Source organism: Glutamicibacter sp. V16R2B1 (assembly GCF_005774635.1).
Classification (GTDB): domain Bacteria; phylum Actinomycetota; class Actinomycetes; order Actinomycetales; family Micrococcaceae; genus Glutamicibacter; species Glutamicibacter creatinolyticus.
In genome coordinates this window covers 306,136-320,458 of sequence record NZ_VATX01000012.1, presented here as the reverse complement: position 1 = coordinate 320,458, position 14,323 = coordinate 306,136, and the positions used below count along the sequence as shown (strand labels likewise).

General features: G+C 71.2%; 12 protein-coding genes. 7 read left to right on the top strand and 5 right to left on the bottom strand.

All coding sequences use genetic code 11. The features are described from left to right. Positions 1-124: 124 nt before the first annotated feature. Together FDN03_RS08845 and FDN03_RS08840 are read right to left on the bottom strand one after the other, a co-directional pair. A complete protein-coding gene (locus tag FDN03_RS08845) occupies positions 125-940 on the bottom strand; it encodes a nitrilase-related carbon-nitrogen hydrolase (RefSeq protein ID WP_171021184.1) in 816 nt (271 codons plus the stop codon). 210 nt (positions 941-1,150) lie between these two features. Beyond that, the gene (locus FDN03_RS08840) at positions 1,151-2,542 is read right to left on the bottom strand and encodes an amino acid permease (RefSeq protein ID WP_138176172.1); all 1,392 of its coding nucleotides are present in this window, start codon (positions 2,540-2,542) and stop codon (positions 1,151-1,153) included. Positions 2,543-3,242: 700 nt separating this feature from the next. Here FDN03_RS08840 and FDN03_RS08835 point away from each other — a divergent pair. The 6 genes from FDN03_RS08835 (at position 3,243) to FDN03_RS08810 (ending at position 9,409) form a co-directional block, all read left to right on the top strand. Continuing rightward, a complete protein-coding gene (locus FDN03_RS08835) occupies positions 3,243-3,902 on the top strand; it encodes a GNAT family protein (protein ID WP_138176047.1) in 660 nt (219 codons plus the stop codon). Beyond that, on the top strand, positions 3,899-5,224 hold the full coding sequence (locus tag FDN03_RS08830; protein WP_212743886.1) for a sensor histidine kinase: 1,326 nt from the start codon (positions 3,899-3,901) through the stop codon (positions 5,222-5,224). Before FDN03_RS08835 ends, FDN03_RS08830 begins: the two co-directional genes overlap by 4 nt. 53 nt (positions 5,225-5,277) lie before the next feature. Beyond that, positions 5,278-5,895: a response regulator transcription factor gene (locus tag FDN03_RS08825; RefSeq protein ID WP_138176045.1), complete on the top strand. Its 618-nt coding sequence runs from the start codon at positions 5,278-5,280 to the stop codon at positions 5,893-5,895. A 138-nt stretch (positions 5,896-6,033) separates the two neighbouring features. Further along, positions 6,034-8,118: an MMPL family transporter gene (locus tag FDN03_RS08820; protein WP_212743885.1), complete on the top strand. Its 2,085-nt coding sequence runs from the start codon at positions 6,034-6,036 to the stop codon at positions 8,116-8,118. A 159-nt stretch (positions 8,119-8,277) separates the two neighbouring features. Next, entirely contained in the window at positions 8,278-8,739 is a 462-nt protein-coding gene (locus tag FDN03_RS08815; RefSeq protein ID WP_054821723.1) for a DUF2871 domain-containing protein, read from the top strand. 268 nt (positions 8,740-9,007) lie between these two features. Next, a complete protein-coding gene (locus FDN03_RS08810) occupies positions 9,008-9,409 on the top strand; it encodes a CHY zinc finger protein (protein ID WP_349291710.1) in 402 nt (133 codons plus the stop codon). Between the two features lie 122 nt (positions 9,410-9,531). Here FDN03_RS08810 and FDN03_RS08805 read toward each other — a convergent pair whose 3' ends face one another. Next, positions 9,532-10,050, bottom strand: coding sequence for a universal stress protein (locus FDN03_RS08805; protein ID WP_054821724.1), 519 nt, complete (start codon positions 10,048-10,050; stop codon positions 9,532-9,534). 195 nt (positions 10,051-10,245) lie between these two features. On the opposite strand from FDN03_RS08805, the gene FDN03_RS08800 reads away from it, so the two are divergent. Beyond that, the gene (locus FDN03_RS08800; protein ID WP_138176041.1) at positions 10,246-11,418 is read left to right on the top strand and encodes an AAA family ATPase; all 1,173 of its coding nucleotides are present in this window, start codon (positions 10,246-10,248) and stop codon (positions 11,416-11,418) included. A 107-nt stretch (positions 11,419-11,525) separates the two neighbouring features. Here the strand turns inward: FDN03_RS08800 and FDN03_RS08795 are convergent, their stop codons facing one another. Continuing rightward, entirely contained in the window at positions 11,526-12,935 is a 1,410-nt protein-coding gene (locus FDN03_RS08795) for a mycothione reductase (RefSeq protein WP_138176039.1), read from the bottom strand. Between the two features lie 155 nt (positions 12,936-13,090). Further along, positions 13,091-14,311 (bottom strand): FAD-dependent oxidoreductase, encoded by a 1,221-nt coding sequence (locus FDN03_RS08790; protein ID WP_138176037.1) that lies wholly within the window; start codon positions 14,309-14,311, stop codon positions 13,091-13,093. Positions 14,312-14,323 lie beyond the last annotated feature (12 nt).

The following is a 14,323-nucleotide window of genomic DNA, read 5'->3' as shown; positions in this document are numbered from 1 at the left end:
CCGCCACCTTGGGAGGCTGCGCCACCTTGGCAGGCTGCGGCACCATGCCTTCCCGGCTGCTGGGTGCTGGCTCCTGGCTCCTTGTCCCCTGGCGCTTCTGTTCCGGCGGGAGGAGCGGTGCCGGTTAGCCCGGTGAGCCTCCCGGGGCGACGGCGTACAGTTCGGGGCGGATCCGGGAGAGGTACGGATCCAGCTTGCGGATCGCCTGCTGGCGGATCGGGTCCACGTCGGCCATGATCAGCTGCGGGTCGTTGCCCGCCACCCGCAGGTTCTGCCCGTCCGCGCCGATGATGGTGCTGGTTCCGGCCATCGGGATCCCGCCCTGCACCGAGCAGTGGTTCGCCCAGGCCAGGTAGATGCCGTTCTCCATGGCCCGGGTGGGCAGCAGCTTCACCGCCAGGGACTCGGAGCCCTGCTCGGCGGCGGCTGGCACCAGCAGGATCCCGGCCCCGGCGAGGGCCGCGGCGCGGGCATGTTCGGGGAACTGCACGTCATAGCCGCTGGAGAGCGCGAACCCGGTGCCCTGGTAGTCGAAAACCTGCGGGGGCAGCTGGCCGGGGTCGAAGGTGTCGTGTTCCGCGGCGCTGCGCAGGTGGGCGCGCGCATAGCTGGCCAGCAGGTCCCCGGCGTCGTCCACGAAGTAGCTGGTGATTTGCGGCCGGCCGGCCGCCCCGTCCGGTGGGTAGGCGGGCAGCGAATAGGCCAGGGCGATGTTGTATGAGCTGGCGATCCCCGCCACCGCCTGGTGCACATCGCGCAGCCCGGCCGGGGAGAGCACCCGGGTGACCAGGTGCGGGTCCGCGCCGGTGAGGAACAGCTCCGGGCTGAGCAGCACGTTGCCGTGGTGTTCGGCGGCCATCTGCGCCGCCTGCTCCAGGTGGTGCAGGTTGCTGGTCACATCCGAGGGATGCGCGTCGTGCTGCAGTACTGCCAGGCGCATGGCCTTCCGCCTTCCCACCCCGTGCCGGTTCATCCGGTGCGGGCCTTTTCCCGCTGCCACCAGCCTAGACCCGTGGGCCGGGCCCCGGCCAGCGCCTGCGAGCCAGCTCCCAGCAGCCGCGGCCGCCAGGTGGAGGCGACGGGCAGGGCCGGGCAAAGTGGTCGGGCCGGCAAGGCGCCCGGTCCGGGCAAGGTGACCTGGGCGGGCCGGCTACTCCTGCTGGCTGGCGTACTGTTCCTCGCTCAGCGATCCCAGCCTGGAGTGGCGTCGGCCGTATCCCAGGTAGATCCCGGCGCCGATCACCATCCAGATCCCGAAGACCGCCCAGGTGCGCCAGTCCAGGTTCAGCATCAGGAACAGGCAGGCGGCGATGCCCAGGATCGGGGTCAGCGGGTACAGCGGCACCCGGAAGGTGCGTTCGGCCTTGGGCTGGGTGCGGCGCAGGTAGATCACCGCGGCGCCCACCAGCGCGAACGCGAACAGGGTGCCGATGCTGGTGGCCTCGGCCAGCTGCCCCAGCGGGATCAGCGCGGCGGTGAGCGCCACGACGGATCCGACCACCAGGGTGCCGGCCAGCGGGGTGCCGGTGCGCGGGGAGACCCGGGCGAACAGCCGCGGGACCAGCCCGTCGCGCCCCATGCTCATCAGGATGCGGGTCTGCCCGTAGAGCACGGTGAGCACCACGGAGAGGATCGCCACGACGGCGGCCAGCGCGAACAGCAGCACCACCCAGCGCTGTCCGGTCAGTTCGGCGACGATCTGCACCAGCGCCGCCTCGGTCCCGTCGAACCACTGCCAGGGGCGCACCCCGATCGCGGCGACCGCGACCAGCACGTATACGGCGGTGACGATGAACATGGCGATCAGGATCGCCCGGGGCAGGTCGCGCTGCGGGTTGACCGCCTCCTCCCCGGCGGTGGAGGCGGCGTCGAACCCGATGTAGGAGAAGAAGACCATGGAGGCGGCCGCGCTCATTCCGGCGGCGCCCATCGGCAGCAGCGGTTGGAAGTTCCCGGCGTTGAACGCGGTGAACGCCACGACGGCGAAGAACACCAGGATGCCGATCTTGATGAGCACCATCACCGTGTTGGCCAGCGCCGATTCGCGGGCCCCGCGGGCCAGCAGCACCATGGCCAGCACGACGGTGGCCAGCGCCGGCAGGTTGACGGCCCCGCCCTCGGCCGGGCCGGCGGCCAAGGCATCGGGCAGCGCCAGGCCGAACACCGCCAGGGTCTGGTTCACGTACTGCCCTGAGCCAACCGCGACGGCCGCGACCGAGACCGCGTACTCCAGCACCAGGCACCAGCCGCACACCCAGGCGATGCCCTCGCCCAGGGTGGCGTAGGAGTAGGAGTAGCTGGACCCGGAGACCGGGACCATGCCGGCCATTTCCGCGTAGCTGACCGCCGAGAGCAGGGCGGTGACACCGGCCAGCACGAAGGAGAGCCAGATGGCCGGGCCGGCGATCGGCACCGCGTCGCCCAGGATCACCAGGATGCCGGTGCCCAGGGTGGCGCCCACGGAGATCATCGTCAGCTGCAGGACCCCGAAGCTGCGCCGCAGCTTGCCGTGCCCGGCGTTGTCGGCGGCCTCGCTGACCATGTGGTTGATGGATTTGCGGCGGCGCAGCTGTGCCGCCAGGGCGGTGCGGGCCGTTGGGGAGGGGTGGTGGGGCAGCTGGGGTGCGCTGCCGGTGCCGGTTGGCTGTTTGCCAGAGGGCGTGCTCACTTCTCTGTCGTTCCTTCGCCGTTGTCCTTCGTCAAGCCCGCACGACGGCAGCGCTGCGCTGTGCCGTGTGCTTCCGGTTGCGAAAGCTCGGGCGGGGCCGGCAGGTCCCGCCCAAGGGCGTCAGCCATGCTACCAACGTCCACTGTGAGCCACCGCCCGTCCGGCCCGCCGCCGCGGGTCCTCCGGCGGCTGGCCACCGCACTTCGTGGAACGCTGCGCAACGCCCCTGGGCCGGTGCGCACGGTTCCCGTGCGGCCTCGTCCGGGGCAGCGGGCCCGCGGTTTCCAGCCTTCGCGCCGTTTTTGCGAAAATTAGTTTGACTTGGATGGATTCCGTTCGAGCGGGCGGCGTGCCCGGCCCGCGAAGCGCGGGGTCCAGGGGGTTGTTCCGCCCTGGTCTGGCGCCCGCGGTTCGGCGCCGGCAGCGGATCGGGCCCGGGCAAAGGCGCCTGCGCCGGCCGCGCACGGCATGCCCGGCTTCACCCGCGGCTGTGGCGCAGAGCACGGGCAACGCGCCCCTGTTCGGGCGCTGGAGGGTGTGGCCGCGCCCGGCCGGCTGCGTCTAGAGTCAAGACATGAGCGATGCGATCTTCCCCCTGGCCACCGGACGGCTGGAACTGCGATTCCACTCGGCCGAGGACGCCGCGGACCTGCTGCGCGTCTACGCGCAGGAACCGGTGGCCCGCTACCTGCTGGAGGAGCGCTGGGATGAGGAGTACACCCAGGAGCAGCTGGCCAAGCGCGTGGTGCGCACCAGCCTGGACGAACCGCCGCACGCCCTGGCCCTGGTGATCGCCGACGGCTCGGGGCGCTACGTCGGGGACCTGGCCCTGTGGCTGACCGACATCCCGCACCGGCAGGCGGAGATCGGCTGGGTGCTCGATCCCCAATGCGCCGGGCTGGGCTACGCGACCGAGGCGGCCGCCGCCCTGCTGCAGGTGGCCTTCACCCGGCTGGGCGTGCACCGGATCGCCGCCGAAATGGATGCCCGCAACACCGCCAGCGCGGCGCTGGCCCGGCGCCTGGGCTTCCGGCTGGAGGGGCACCTGCAGGAGCACCTGTACAGCAAGGGCGAATACACCGACACCCTGATCTTCGGCATGCTCGCCGGGGACCTGCCGGGGCAGGGCCCGACAGCGGCGGACGCTGAAACACCGACGGACGCTGAGACACCGGCCGCGGATCCCGCCTGCAGCCCGGCCGCCGCGACGGCGCAAGGCACGGGCCGCCCATGACCGGCGAGGGGAACGCCCCGGAGGACGGCGGAATGGGCGTGAACGCCCTGCCGGCGGGGGCCGGGCACGGTGCGGCGGCCGTCGCCGCCATCGGCACCGGTGCGGTGCGCGGGCGGCTGCTCACCGCGAAGGTCATGCGCCTGGGCCAGCATGCGATCACCGGGGTCCTGCTGGTGATCGCGGTGGTGCGCGGCATGGCCGAAAGCACGGGACCGGGCTGGCTGGTGCCGATCGTCGGGATCGGCTTCGCGCTGTGGTACTTGGGCGGGCTGCCGCGGCTGGCCCGGCGGGAATCGGCGGCCGGGCTGGACGCCTCGGGCAGGACCATGCTCTGGCTGGGGGTGCTGCTGGCGATCTGGGCGGCCGGGCTGGCGGCCAGCAGCGAATTCATGTGGCTGGCGTTCAGCCTGTGGCTGCTGATCGGGCACCTGCTGCCGCTGGCCAGCTCCGTGCTGGTCTCGCTGCTGGTGTACGCGCTGGCGATCGTCGCGCCCTTCCTGCACCACGGGCAGACCAGTTACGCCAGCATCATCGGCCCGCTGGTGGGCGGGTGCTTCGCATGGGGCATCTCCCGCGGCTACCTGCAGCTGCTGCGCGACGCACAGGAACGCAACGCGCTGGTCAGCTCGCTGCTGCAGGCGCACCGCGAGATGGCCGGGCTGCACGAGGAGCTGGCCCGGTCCCAGCACCAGGCCGGGGTGCTGGCCGAGCGGGCCCGGCTGGCCCGCGACATCCACGACACCGTCGCCCAGCAGCTGGCCTCCATCTCGCTGCACGCCCGGGCCGCCACCGGCGCGGGTGACGCCGCCGGGGCGGTCAACGCCCTGGAGCGGGTGCAGCAGCTGGCCGGCCAGGCGCTGGCGGACCTGCGCCGGATCATCGCCGCGCTGGCGCCGGCCGAACTGGAGGACCAGGCGCTGGCGGGGGCGCTGGGGCGGATGCTGGAAAAGCTGGGCGAGGAAACCGGGATCCGCACCGAACTGCGGGCCGACGCGGACGTGCCGGCGCTGGACACCACGGTGCAGGTGGCGCTGCTGCGCGTCGCCCAGTCGGCGCTGGCCAACATCCGCCGCCACGCGCACGCCAACCAGGTGGTGCTCTCGCTGCAGCTGGCCGGTGGTATGGTGCGTCTGGACATTTTCGACGACGGAATCGGGTTCGACGCCGACAGCTGGCAGCAGGCGCCCACCCACCTGGGCGACGGCGGGTTCGGGCTGCGCTCGATGCGCGAACGGCTGCGGGAGCTGGGCGGCGGGCTGGATGTGGAAAGCACCCCGGGCACCGGCACCGGGCTGTCCGCCTACCTGCCGTTGCGGCCCTGACCGAGGAACTCTGACCAAGGAACTCTGACCATGGAAAGGGGAGGAGCGCGCCGATGATCCGCATCATGCTGGTCGATGACCACCCGATCGTGCGCACCGGGCTGAAGGCCGTGTTCGACAACTACCCGGACATCACCGTCGCCTGCCAGGCCGGCAGCGGCGAGCAGGCCGTCGAACTGGCCCGGCAGTGCCCCATCGACGTGGTGCTGTGCGACCTGCGCCTGGGCGAGGGGATGAACGGGGTGCAAACCACCGCGGCGCTGCGTGCCCTGCCCGATCCCCCACAGGTGCTGATCCTGACCACGTTCGACAAGGACGCCGAAATCCTGGCCTGCGTGGAGGCCGGCGCGGCCGGGTACCTGCTCAAGGACGTCACCTCGGACACCATCGTCGATTCGGTGCGCCAGGCCGCGGCCGGCCGGATGGTGCTGGCCCCGGAGATGGCCCAGCGCGTGCTGGCCGGGCTGCGCACCGCCCGCCCGGTGCTCACCGCCCGGGAACGCGAGGTGCTGCAGCTGCTGGCGACCGGGGCCAGCAACCGGCAGATCGCCGGCTCCCTGTTCGTCACCGAGGCGACGGTGAAGACCCACCTGGTGCACATCTTCGACAAGCTGCAGGCCACCAGCCGCACCCAGGCCGTAGCCGCGGCGCGTGAACAGGGCTTGATCTAACGCTCCCCTCCGCCCCCGCACCCCGGCCCGCGCGGCGCACTAACGCACCCGATGCCGGTGCGCATCCACCAAACGGTTGAGCCGGCTTTCGACCGCTTCCCCGATTTGGATCCCGCCAAAAATCGGTTGACTGGAAGCATGTTGACTTCCCTCTCTTCCTCGCTGACCTCCCGGCGCGGCGCGACCGGCTGGCTGCTGGGCTTCCTGGCCGTCATCGCCGTGCTGTTCTCCGTGCTCTCCTCCGCCGACGCGGCCACCCGCGCCCCGGACAGCGGCGTGCCGGGCTCCGAATCCGCCCGGGTGCAGCAGCTGCTGGACGGATTCGAATCCTCCGGCCGCAGCACCGCCGTGCTGGTGGCCACCCGGCCCGACGCCGCAACGCTGACCGACGCGGACCGGACCGCGCTGGACCAGCTTCAGGGGCGCCTGGACCTGGCCGGGGTGCAGCTGGGCAAGCCGCTGCTCAGTGATGACGCCCAGGCCGGGATGCTCACCGCCAGCTGGGATGAGCGCGGCAGCCTGGCCGACCGGCAGGTGGTCGCCGAACTGCGTGAGCAGCTGGCCGCCGCCCCCGCCGCCGCCCTGCAGGTGCAGGTGACCGGCGGGCCGGCGTTCGCGCTGGACGTGGCCCACTCCTTCGACGGGGCCAATTTCACGCTGCTGGCGGTGACCGTCGCCATCGTGGCGGTCCTGCTGATCCTCACCTACCGCTCCCCCATCCTGTGGCTGCTGCCGCTGGCCGTGGTCGGCCTGGCCGACCGGGCCGCCAGCCTGGTCACCGCCGCGCTGGCCGGGGTGTGGGACCTGCACTTTGACACCGGGGTGCTCTCGGTGCTGGTGTTCGGCGCCGGCACCAACTATGCGCTGCTGCTGATCTCCCGCTACCGCGATGAGCTGCGGGTACACGCCGGGCACCGCGCGGCGCTGGCCGCCGCCTGGCGCTCGAGCTTCGAGGCCATCGCCACCTCCAACCTCACCGTCGTACTGGCGCTGGCCAGCCTGGTGCTGGCGGTCATGGAGGACACCCGCGGCCTGGGGATCGCCTGCGCGGTGGGGCTGCTGATCGCCGCGCTGTTCGTGCTCGGGCTGCTGCCCCCGGTGCTGGCCCTGGCCGGACGTAAGGTGTTCTGGCCGCTGGTGCCGGCCCCGCACCAGCCGGCCCCACGCCGCAGCCGGTGGGCGCAGATCGCCACCGCGGTCACCGCCCGCCCGGTGCTCTCCCTGGTCTCGGTCGGTGCCGTGCTGGCGGTGTTGGCCGCCGTGCTCACCGGCACCGGCCTGGGCCTGAAGCCCGCCGAGCAGTTCCGCAGCCCGATGGAATCGGCGAGCGCCTCAACGGTGCTCACCGAGCACTTCCCGGCCGGGGAAACCCAGCCGGCCACCATCCTCACCCATCCTGACCAGGCCCCACAGGTGGCCCGGGCCGCCGAACAGGTGCCCGGCGTGCAGCGGGTGAGCGAAATGGGCCGCAGCGCCGACGGCTCCTGGCAGCGGCTGCTGCTGGTGGGCCAGGCGGACCCCGGATCGAGCGAAGACCAGCAGATGCTGCGTGAGGTGCGCACCGCCATCCATGCGGTGGACGGGGCCGATGCGCTGCTGGGCGGGGCGGGGGCCGAACAGCTCGATGCCCACAACGGGCACCTGCGGGACTTTGCCGTGATCGCCCCACTGGTCTTGGGCATCTGCTTCGTGATGTTGCTGGTGCTCACCCGTTCCTGGCTGACCGCCGCCCTGCTGGCGCTGGTGAACCTGCTCAGCGCCGCGGCCGCACTGGGGCTGGGCGGGCTGATCGGCTCACTGGTGCTGGGCACCAGCGCATTCGATGTGCAGGTCCCGCTGCTGGCCTTCCTGTTCCTGGTCGCGCTCGGGGTGGACTACACGATCTTCCTCACCCAGCGGATCAAGCAGGAGGCGGCCCGCCAGCCGATCCGGGAGTCGGTGATCGACGCCGTCGGGCACACCGGTGCGGTGATCACTTCCGCCGGCGTGGTGCTGGCCGGGGTGTTCGCGGCGCTGGCCACCCTGCCGCTGATGGTGCTGGGCCAGCTGGGCCTGGTCGTCGGGCTCGGGGTGCTGCTCGATACCTTCCTGGTGCGCACCGTGCTGGTTCCGGCGCTGTTCACGCTGCTGGGGCGGCGCAACATCCCGGCCTGGGCGCCGACCCGACAGACGGAAACCGCTGCGGCGTCCCGCACCGAGATGGCGCAGACGCCGCGCAGCTAGCGCGCCACCGTGCCGGCTCGGGGCCGTGAGCGGCGGGCGGCGAGCGGGCGGCAGACATTTTCCAATCAACCGGGCAGCCGTGGAGCACCACGGAGCACTGCCCAGCAACCACCGGTGCCCTCACTCCCGGGGCATCACCAAACCACAAGGAGAAAACAGATGCGCAAGATCCTGAACTGGGCCTTTGGCTACATGCTGGTCGGGGTGGCCTCCGGCCTGTTCTACCGCGAGTTCACCAAGGCCAACGACTTCCCGGCCGGCGAATTCACACAGCTGGGCCTGGCCCACACCCACCTGCTCACCCTGGGCTTCATCGTCCTGCTGATCGTGCTGCTGCTGGAGAAGGCGTTCGCGCTCTCTACGCACCGCAAGCTGTTCGGCTGGTTCTTCGCCACCTACAACGCCGGGGTCATCCTCACCTCGGCGATGCTCATCGTGCACGGCATGCTCACCGTGCGCGGGGTGGAGTCCTCCGCCATGATTGCCGGGTTCGCCGGGTTGGGGCACATGTTCCTGACCGCCGGGATGATCCTGCTGTTCGTGCTGCTGCGCCGCCAGGTGCGTCCTGCCATGGCGGGCGGCACCACGGCCGCTGCGGGTCAAGCCGGGCTGCAGCGCTAGCGCTCGGCGGTGAGGACTGCGGGGTACTCGGACCAGACCGGGACCCAGCCCAGCAGCACCAACCCGGGTGTGGCTTCTGGCCGCACCCGGGTTATTGGGCAGGGGTGCGCTCGAACTTTCTTGACGGGTCTGCTCAAATCGGGCTGCATCTGGTGACAGTCCTGATGCAGCCGCACCATGGCACAGCGGCTGTACGCGTCACCTTCTGCTGTAGATGTCCTGTCCTGGATGTGTCGATGTCTTTGGCCCGCACAGTAGAATCAGTGACTTGGAAATAATTGTGAACCGCGGACCCACAGTCTATGGCGTGGACCTGGACCCGCAGACCCGCTGCGCGCACTACCACCGGGACGTCGACGTCATCGCGATCAAGCACTACTGCTGCGCCAGGTACTACCCCTGCCACCTGTGCCACGCCGAGCTGGCCGATCACCCGGCCCAGGTGTGGCCGTTGCGCCACTTCGACCAGCCGGCAGTGCTGTGCGGAGTGTGCGGCACCCAAATGAGCGTCGCCCAATACCTGGGCATCGACCACTGCCCGCACTGTGCGGCGCAGTTCAATCCCGGGTGCAAGCTGCACCGCGAACTGTACTTCGCCGGCGCGGAAACATGTCGCGGCAACGACACGGACGGGCCCCTGCCGGGCCTCGAGGCCCGGTCCGGCAACTAGCGCCCCTGTCCGTCCGGGGAGCGGCTGCCCCGCTTTGAGTACGTTCCCGTGCGGAATTCGATCCCCTGTGGGGTTCGAACCCGCGGTGGGGTGCTGGCGTTGGCCCCGGCGCGGGGCGGCGGCTATCCTTCCCAGGGAAGCCGGCCGGATTCGTTGGCGACCTGCGGCACCACCAGGACCGGGCGGCCCTGCCGGTGCGACAGGCTCACGGCGATCGACCCGTCAATGAACTGCTCCATGCGGTTGCGCCAGCCCTTGCGGCGCGTGCCGACCACGATCATGTTGGCATCCAGCTCCTCGGCCAGCTGCGCCAGCGCCTTGGCCGGGTCCCCTTCCACCTCGCGCGCCTCCCAGCTGACCTGCAGCGGATCGAACACCTCGGCCAGGTGATCGCGCAGCCCCTGCGGGAACGGCACCTCCTGCTCATCGGGGTGCGCCGAGCCGCTGATCGCCGGGCTGGCCTCGGCCAGGTTCTCGGGCAGGCGCTGGGTGATGAACCGTCCGGTGTGCACGTGCACGCACACCACGCGGGCCTGCAGCTGCGCGGCCAGCGGGGCGACCGCGTTGAGCACCGTCGGGGACTGGTCCGGCTCGACGCCGACCAGCAGGGTGGCGGTGGAAGGGGACGGGTTCTGGGTCATCGGTACTCCCGTGCTCGTGCAGCACCTGCGCCACTCAAAGTGCAGGTGGCGGCGAGGATCTTCGCCGCTCAACCCCAGTATGGCATGGCCGCCGAACGCTTTGGCACCGCCGGACACCCCGCCCCGGCGGTGCCGTCCGGGTGCTGCGCGGATGCAGCGCGGATGCTGTCGGGCAGGGCCGGTAGGGTGGGGTGCATGCTGCAGACCCTGGCGATCAGCGGGTACCGTTCGGTGCGCGACCTGGTCATCGAACTGGCCCCGCTGACCGTGATCACCGGGGCCAACGCGGTGGGCAAATCCAACGTCTACCGCGCGCTGAAGCTGATCAGCGAGCTCGGCCACGACGGGGCGATCGCCTCCCTGGCCCGCGAGGGCGGGCTGGGTTCGGCCGCGTGGGCCGGACCGGAGGCCGGAAGCCGTCCGCGCGGCGGGCGGGACTCGGGACCGGCGCAGGGCACGGTGCGCCGCGAGCCGGTCGCCCTGAAGCTGGGGTTCGCCTCCGACGAGTACGGGTACGCGGTGGATCTGGGGCTGCCGGTGCCGGACACGGACATGCGCGACCCGAGCATGTTCGGCCAGGACCCGGTGCTCAAGAGCGAGGCGGTCTGGTTCGGCCCGGTGCTGCGCCCGTCGACCACCAGCGTGCTCCGCCAGGGGGCGCTGGTGCAGATCCGCGGGCAGGCGCGCCTGGAGGACAGCGGGCTGCGGCTGCCCGAGTGGGAGTCGGTGCTCTCCACCATCGACGCCTCCAGCGCCCCGGAAGTGAGCCAGCTGCGGGTGATGCTGCAGGGCTGGCGGTTCTACGATGCGCTGCGCACCGATGCCGGCGCACCGGCCCGGGCCGAGCGGATCGGCACCCGCACCCCGGTGTTGGCCTCCGACGGGGCGGACCTGCCCGCGGCGGTGCGCACCATCCACGAGATGTCCAGTCCCGCGGCATTCAACCAGGCGATCGCCGACGCGTTTGACGGATCCCGCCTGGAGGTGCGATCGGAGCACGGGCGCTTCAGCCTGCACCTGCACCAGCCCGGCCTGTTGCGCCCCCTGCAGGCCAGTGAGCTTTCCGACGGGACGCTGCGCTACATCCTGCTGGCCACCGCCCTGCTCTCCCCGCGCCCGGCCCCGCTGCTGGTGCTGAACGAACCGGAAAACAGCCTGCACCCGCAGCTGCTGCCGGCGCTGGCGGCCCTGATCGCCCACGCCTCCCGGGACTCGCAGATCGTGGTGGTCTCCCACTCCCCGCAGCTGGTGGCGGCGCTGGAGCGTGAGGGGGCGCTGCGCCACGAACTGCTCAAGGAGGCCGGGGAGACGATCCTGCAGGACCAGGGAGTGTTCGACCGGCCGGCCTGGGCCTGGCCGCGGCGCTAGCTGCCGCACTGCGCACCGGCGCTGCCGAGTTGACCGCCCGCGACACTGCTCAACTCCGGCGACACGGCTCAACGCCGACGACGCTGCTCAACGCCGGGATGGGGCCGCTAGAGCGGGGCGTCCTGGCCCTGCGGGACGTCCAGTCCCAGCAACGCGTTCTCGGTGACCTCCATCAGCGCCGGGTGGATCCAGTACTGGCCGCGGGCCGCGGTGTAGGCGTCGATGCCCAGGTTCATGGCCATCACCACCGGCTGGATCAGGTTTGAGGCCTGGTAGCCCATCACGTGCGCGCCCAGGATCGAACCGTCACGCCGATCGGCGACGACCTTGAACAGCCCGGTCTGATCCTCCAGCGCCCAGCCGTAGGCGGTGTCCCCCACCATCTGGGTTTTGGTGCTCACGTTCTGCCGGCCGATGCGCTGCACCGCCTCCTGCTCGGTCAGCCCAATCTGCGCCAGCTCCGGGTGGGTGAACACCGCCGCGGGCACCGCCCGGTTGGAGTTCGCCCGCAGCGCGTGCGGGTGCTGCAGGTTGTGGGCCACCACCCGGGCCTCGTAGTTGGCCACGTGCTTGAGCTGCTCGGTGCTGCAGATGTCCCCCAGCGCGTAGAGCCCGGGCACCGGCTGGCCGCCGCGCAGCACCCGCTGGTACTCATCGACCACCAGCCGTCCGTCCTGGTGCAGGTCCAGCCCGGCCTGCTGCGCGCCGATCAAATCCGTGTTGGGCTTGCGCCCGGTGGCCACCAGCACGATGTCCGCGGTGTGGGTGCCCGCGCTGGTGTGCACTTCCAGGGTCCCGTCCGCGTTCTTGGTGATCCGCTGGGTTTCGGTGTTGCGCTCAACGTTCCAGTACTTCGGGGCCTCGGCGTTGAACGCATCGCGGATCTCCGTGTCCATGTGCCGCATCAGGTGTTGGCGGCGGACCAGCTGGGTGGTGCGGGAGCCCAGCCCGGAGAAGATCGCGGCGAACTCGCAGGCGATGAACCCGCCGCCGACGATCACGATCCGCTCCGGCAGGCGCTCCAGGCGCATCACCGTGTCCGAGGTGTGCACCCCGGGCAGGTCGCAGCCCTCGATGTCCGGGATCACCGCGCGGGATCCGGCGGCGATCACCAGCTGCTCGGCGCTGATGCTGGTGCCCTGGGCGGTGCGCAAGCCGTGGGTGCCATCCAGGGTCACCTCTTCGGCGATGACCCGCACGTTGGGCGACTGGTCCCGGTATTCGTAGCCGTTCTGCGCGATCGGGTCGATGCGGGAGAAGATCCGGTCGCGGATCGCCGGCCAGTCGGCGCTGCCCTCCGGCAGGGACACGTTCAGCCGCTGCGCCTCGACGGGGGTGCGGGCCAGCTCGGCCGGGCGCACGAACATCTTGGTGGGGATGCAGCCCACGTTCAGGCAGGTGCCGCCGAACGGCCCCTTTTCCGCGATCGCGACCTGCTTGTCGTCCCAGTAGTCGGTGAGCAGCGTGTTGCCCGAGCCGGCGCCGATGATTGCCAAATCCACCTGATGCTGTGTCATGAGCTCATCGTAGGCACCTTGCCGGTCCGGCGCACAGTGTCGCACGCCGCATTGCGGTGTCGGGCCGCTCTCACCGGTGGTCCGCGGCGCGGCTCCCGTCACTCGGGGCTGGCTCCCATCACCCGGGCCCGGCTCCCATCACCCGGGGCCGGCTCCTACTGTCCGGCGGCCAGCTGCCCCAGCTCGATGGAGGTGTCCTGCAGCCGTTCCGGGTCGATGCGCTGGCCCACCAGGGAACGCAGCGTGTCGTTCACATCCCAGATGTTCACGTTCATCGCCGCGGTGATCCGCCCCTCACGCAGCCAGAACATGATGAACTCGCCCTCGTCCATGTCCCCGCGCACCACATCGGCGTCCCCGTCCTGGCGGTCCCCGACGTACTCCATTCCCAGCTCGAACTGGTCGGTGAAGAAGTAGGGCAGCCAGTCATACTGCTCGTCGGCGCCGGTGAGCGTGGCCGCGGCCAGCTTGCCCTGGCGGATCGCGTTGTCCCAGTGCTCCACCCGCAGCTGGCGGCGCAGCGTCGTGTTGAACGCCTGGGCGATGTCCCCGACGGCCAGCACATCCGGGTCCGAGGAGCGCAGGGACGCGTCGACCACCACCCCGTGATCGGTTTCGATCCCGCTGGCGGCGGCGACCTCCAGGTGCGGGCTGGCGCCGATCGCCAGGAGCACCAGGTCCGCGCCGGTCTGCCAGCTGCCGGCGTGCACCACCAGCTGGTCGGCGCCGCGTTCGATCCGGTCCACGTGGGTGGCCAGCTCAAACTGCACCCCGGCCTCCTGGTGCATCCGGGTCAGGTGGTTGCCGAAGGGTTCGCCCAGCACGTTGCCCAGTGGGATGCGCGACGGGGAGATGACGGTAACCTCCGCGCCCTGCTGGCGGGCGGAGGCCGCGGCCTCCATGCCGATCCACCCGGAGCCGACGATCACCAGGCGGGTGCCCTCCTTCAGGTCCTCGCGCAGTGCCCGGGCGTCGTCGATGGTGCGCAGCACCCGCACCCCGGGCAGGTCCGCCCCCGCAATGCCGCCGCTGGGGTTGGCCCGCGATCCGGTGGCCAGCACCAGCTGGACGTAGTCCAGGGTGCCGCCGCCGTCCAGGGTCACCCGTTTGGCGGTGCGGTCGATCGCCTCCACCCGGGTGCCCAGCAGCAGGTCGATGTCGTGCTCGGCGTACCACTGCGCGTCGTGCACGGTGAAGTCCGGCAGCTCGCTGCTGCCCTGCAGGAAGTCCTTGGACAGCGGCGGACGCTCATAGGGCAGGTGCTCCTCGCCGGCGATCAGGGTCACCGCCCCGACGTAGCCGCGTTCGCGCAGCTCGCTGGCCGCGGTGGCGCCGGCCAAGCCGCCGCCGATGATGATCACTGGTGCCTCTGACATGATCCTGCCCCT

Coding starts and splice junctions, on each gene's coding strand:
- FDN03_RS08845 (WP_171021184.1), bottom strand. CDS start 940: ATGCGCCTGGCAGTACTGCAGCACGACGCGCATCCCTCGGATGTGACC.
- FDN03_RS08840 (WP_138176172.1), bottom strand. CDS start 2,542: ATGGTCAGCGAGGCCGCCGACAACGCCGGGCACGGCAAGCTGCGGCGC.
- FDN03_RS08835 (WP_138176047.1), top strand. CDS start 3,243: ATGAGCGATGCGATCTTCCCCCTGGCCACCGGACGGCTGGAACTGCGA.
- FDN03_RS08830 (WP_212743886.1), top strand. CDS start 3,899: ATGACCGGCGAGGGGAACGCCCCGGAGGACGGCGGAATGGGCGTGAAC.
- FDN03_RS08825 (WP_138176045.1), top strand. CDS start 5,278: ATGATCCGCATCATGCTGGTCGATGACCACCCGATCGTGCGCACCGGG.
- FDN03_RS08820 (WP_212743885.1), top strand. CDS start 6,034: ATGTTGACTTCCCTCTCTTCCTCGCTGACCTCCCGGCGCGGCGCGACC.
- FDN03_RS08815 (WP_054821723.1), top strand. CDS start 8,278: ATGCGCAAGATCCTGAACTGGGCCTTTGGCTACATGCTGGTCGGGGTG.
- FDN03_RS08805 (WP_054821724.1), bottom strand. CDS start 10,050: ATGACCCAGAACCCGTCCCCTTCCACCGCCACCCTGCTGGTCGGCGTC.
- FDN03_RS08800 (WP_138176041.1), top strand. CDS start 10,246: ATGCTGCAGACCCTGGCGATCAGCGGGTACCGTTCGGTGCGCGACCTG.
- FDN03_RS08795 (WP_138176039.1), bottom strand. CDS start 12,935: ATGACACAGCATCAGGTGGATTTGGCAATCATCGGCGCCGGCTCGGGC.
- FDN03_RS08790 (WP_138176037.1), bottom strand. CDS start 14,311: ATGTCAGAGGCACCAGTGATCATCATCGGCGGCGGCTTGGCCGGCGCC.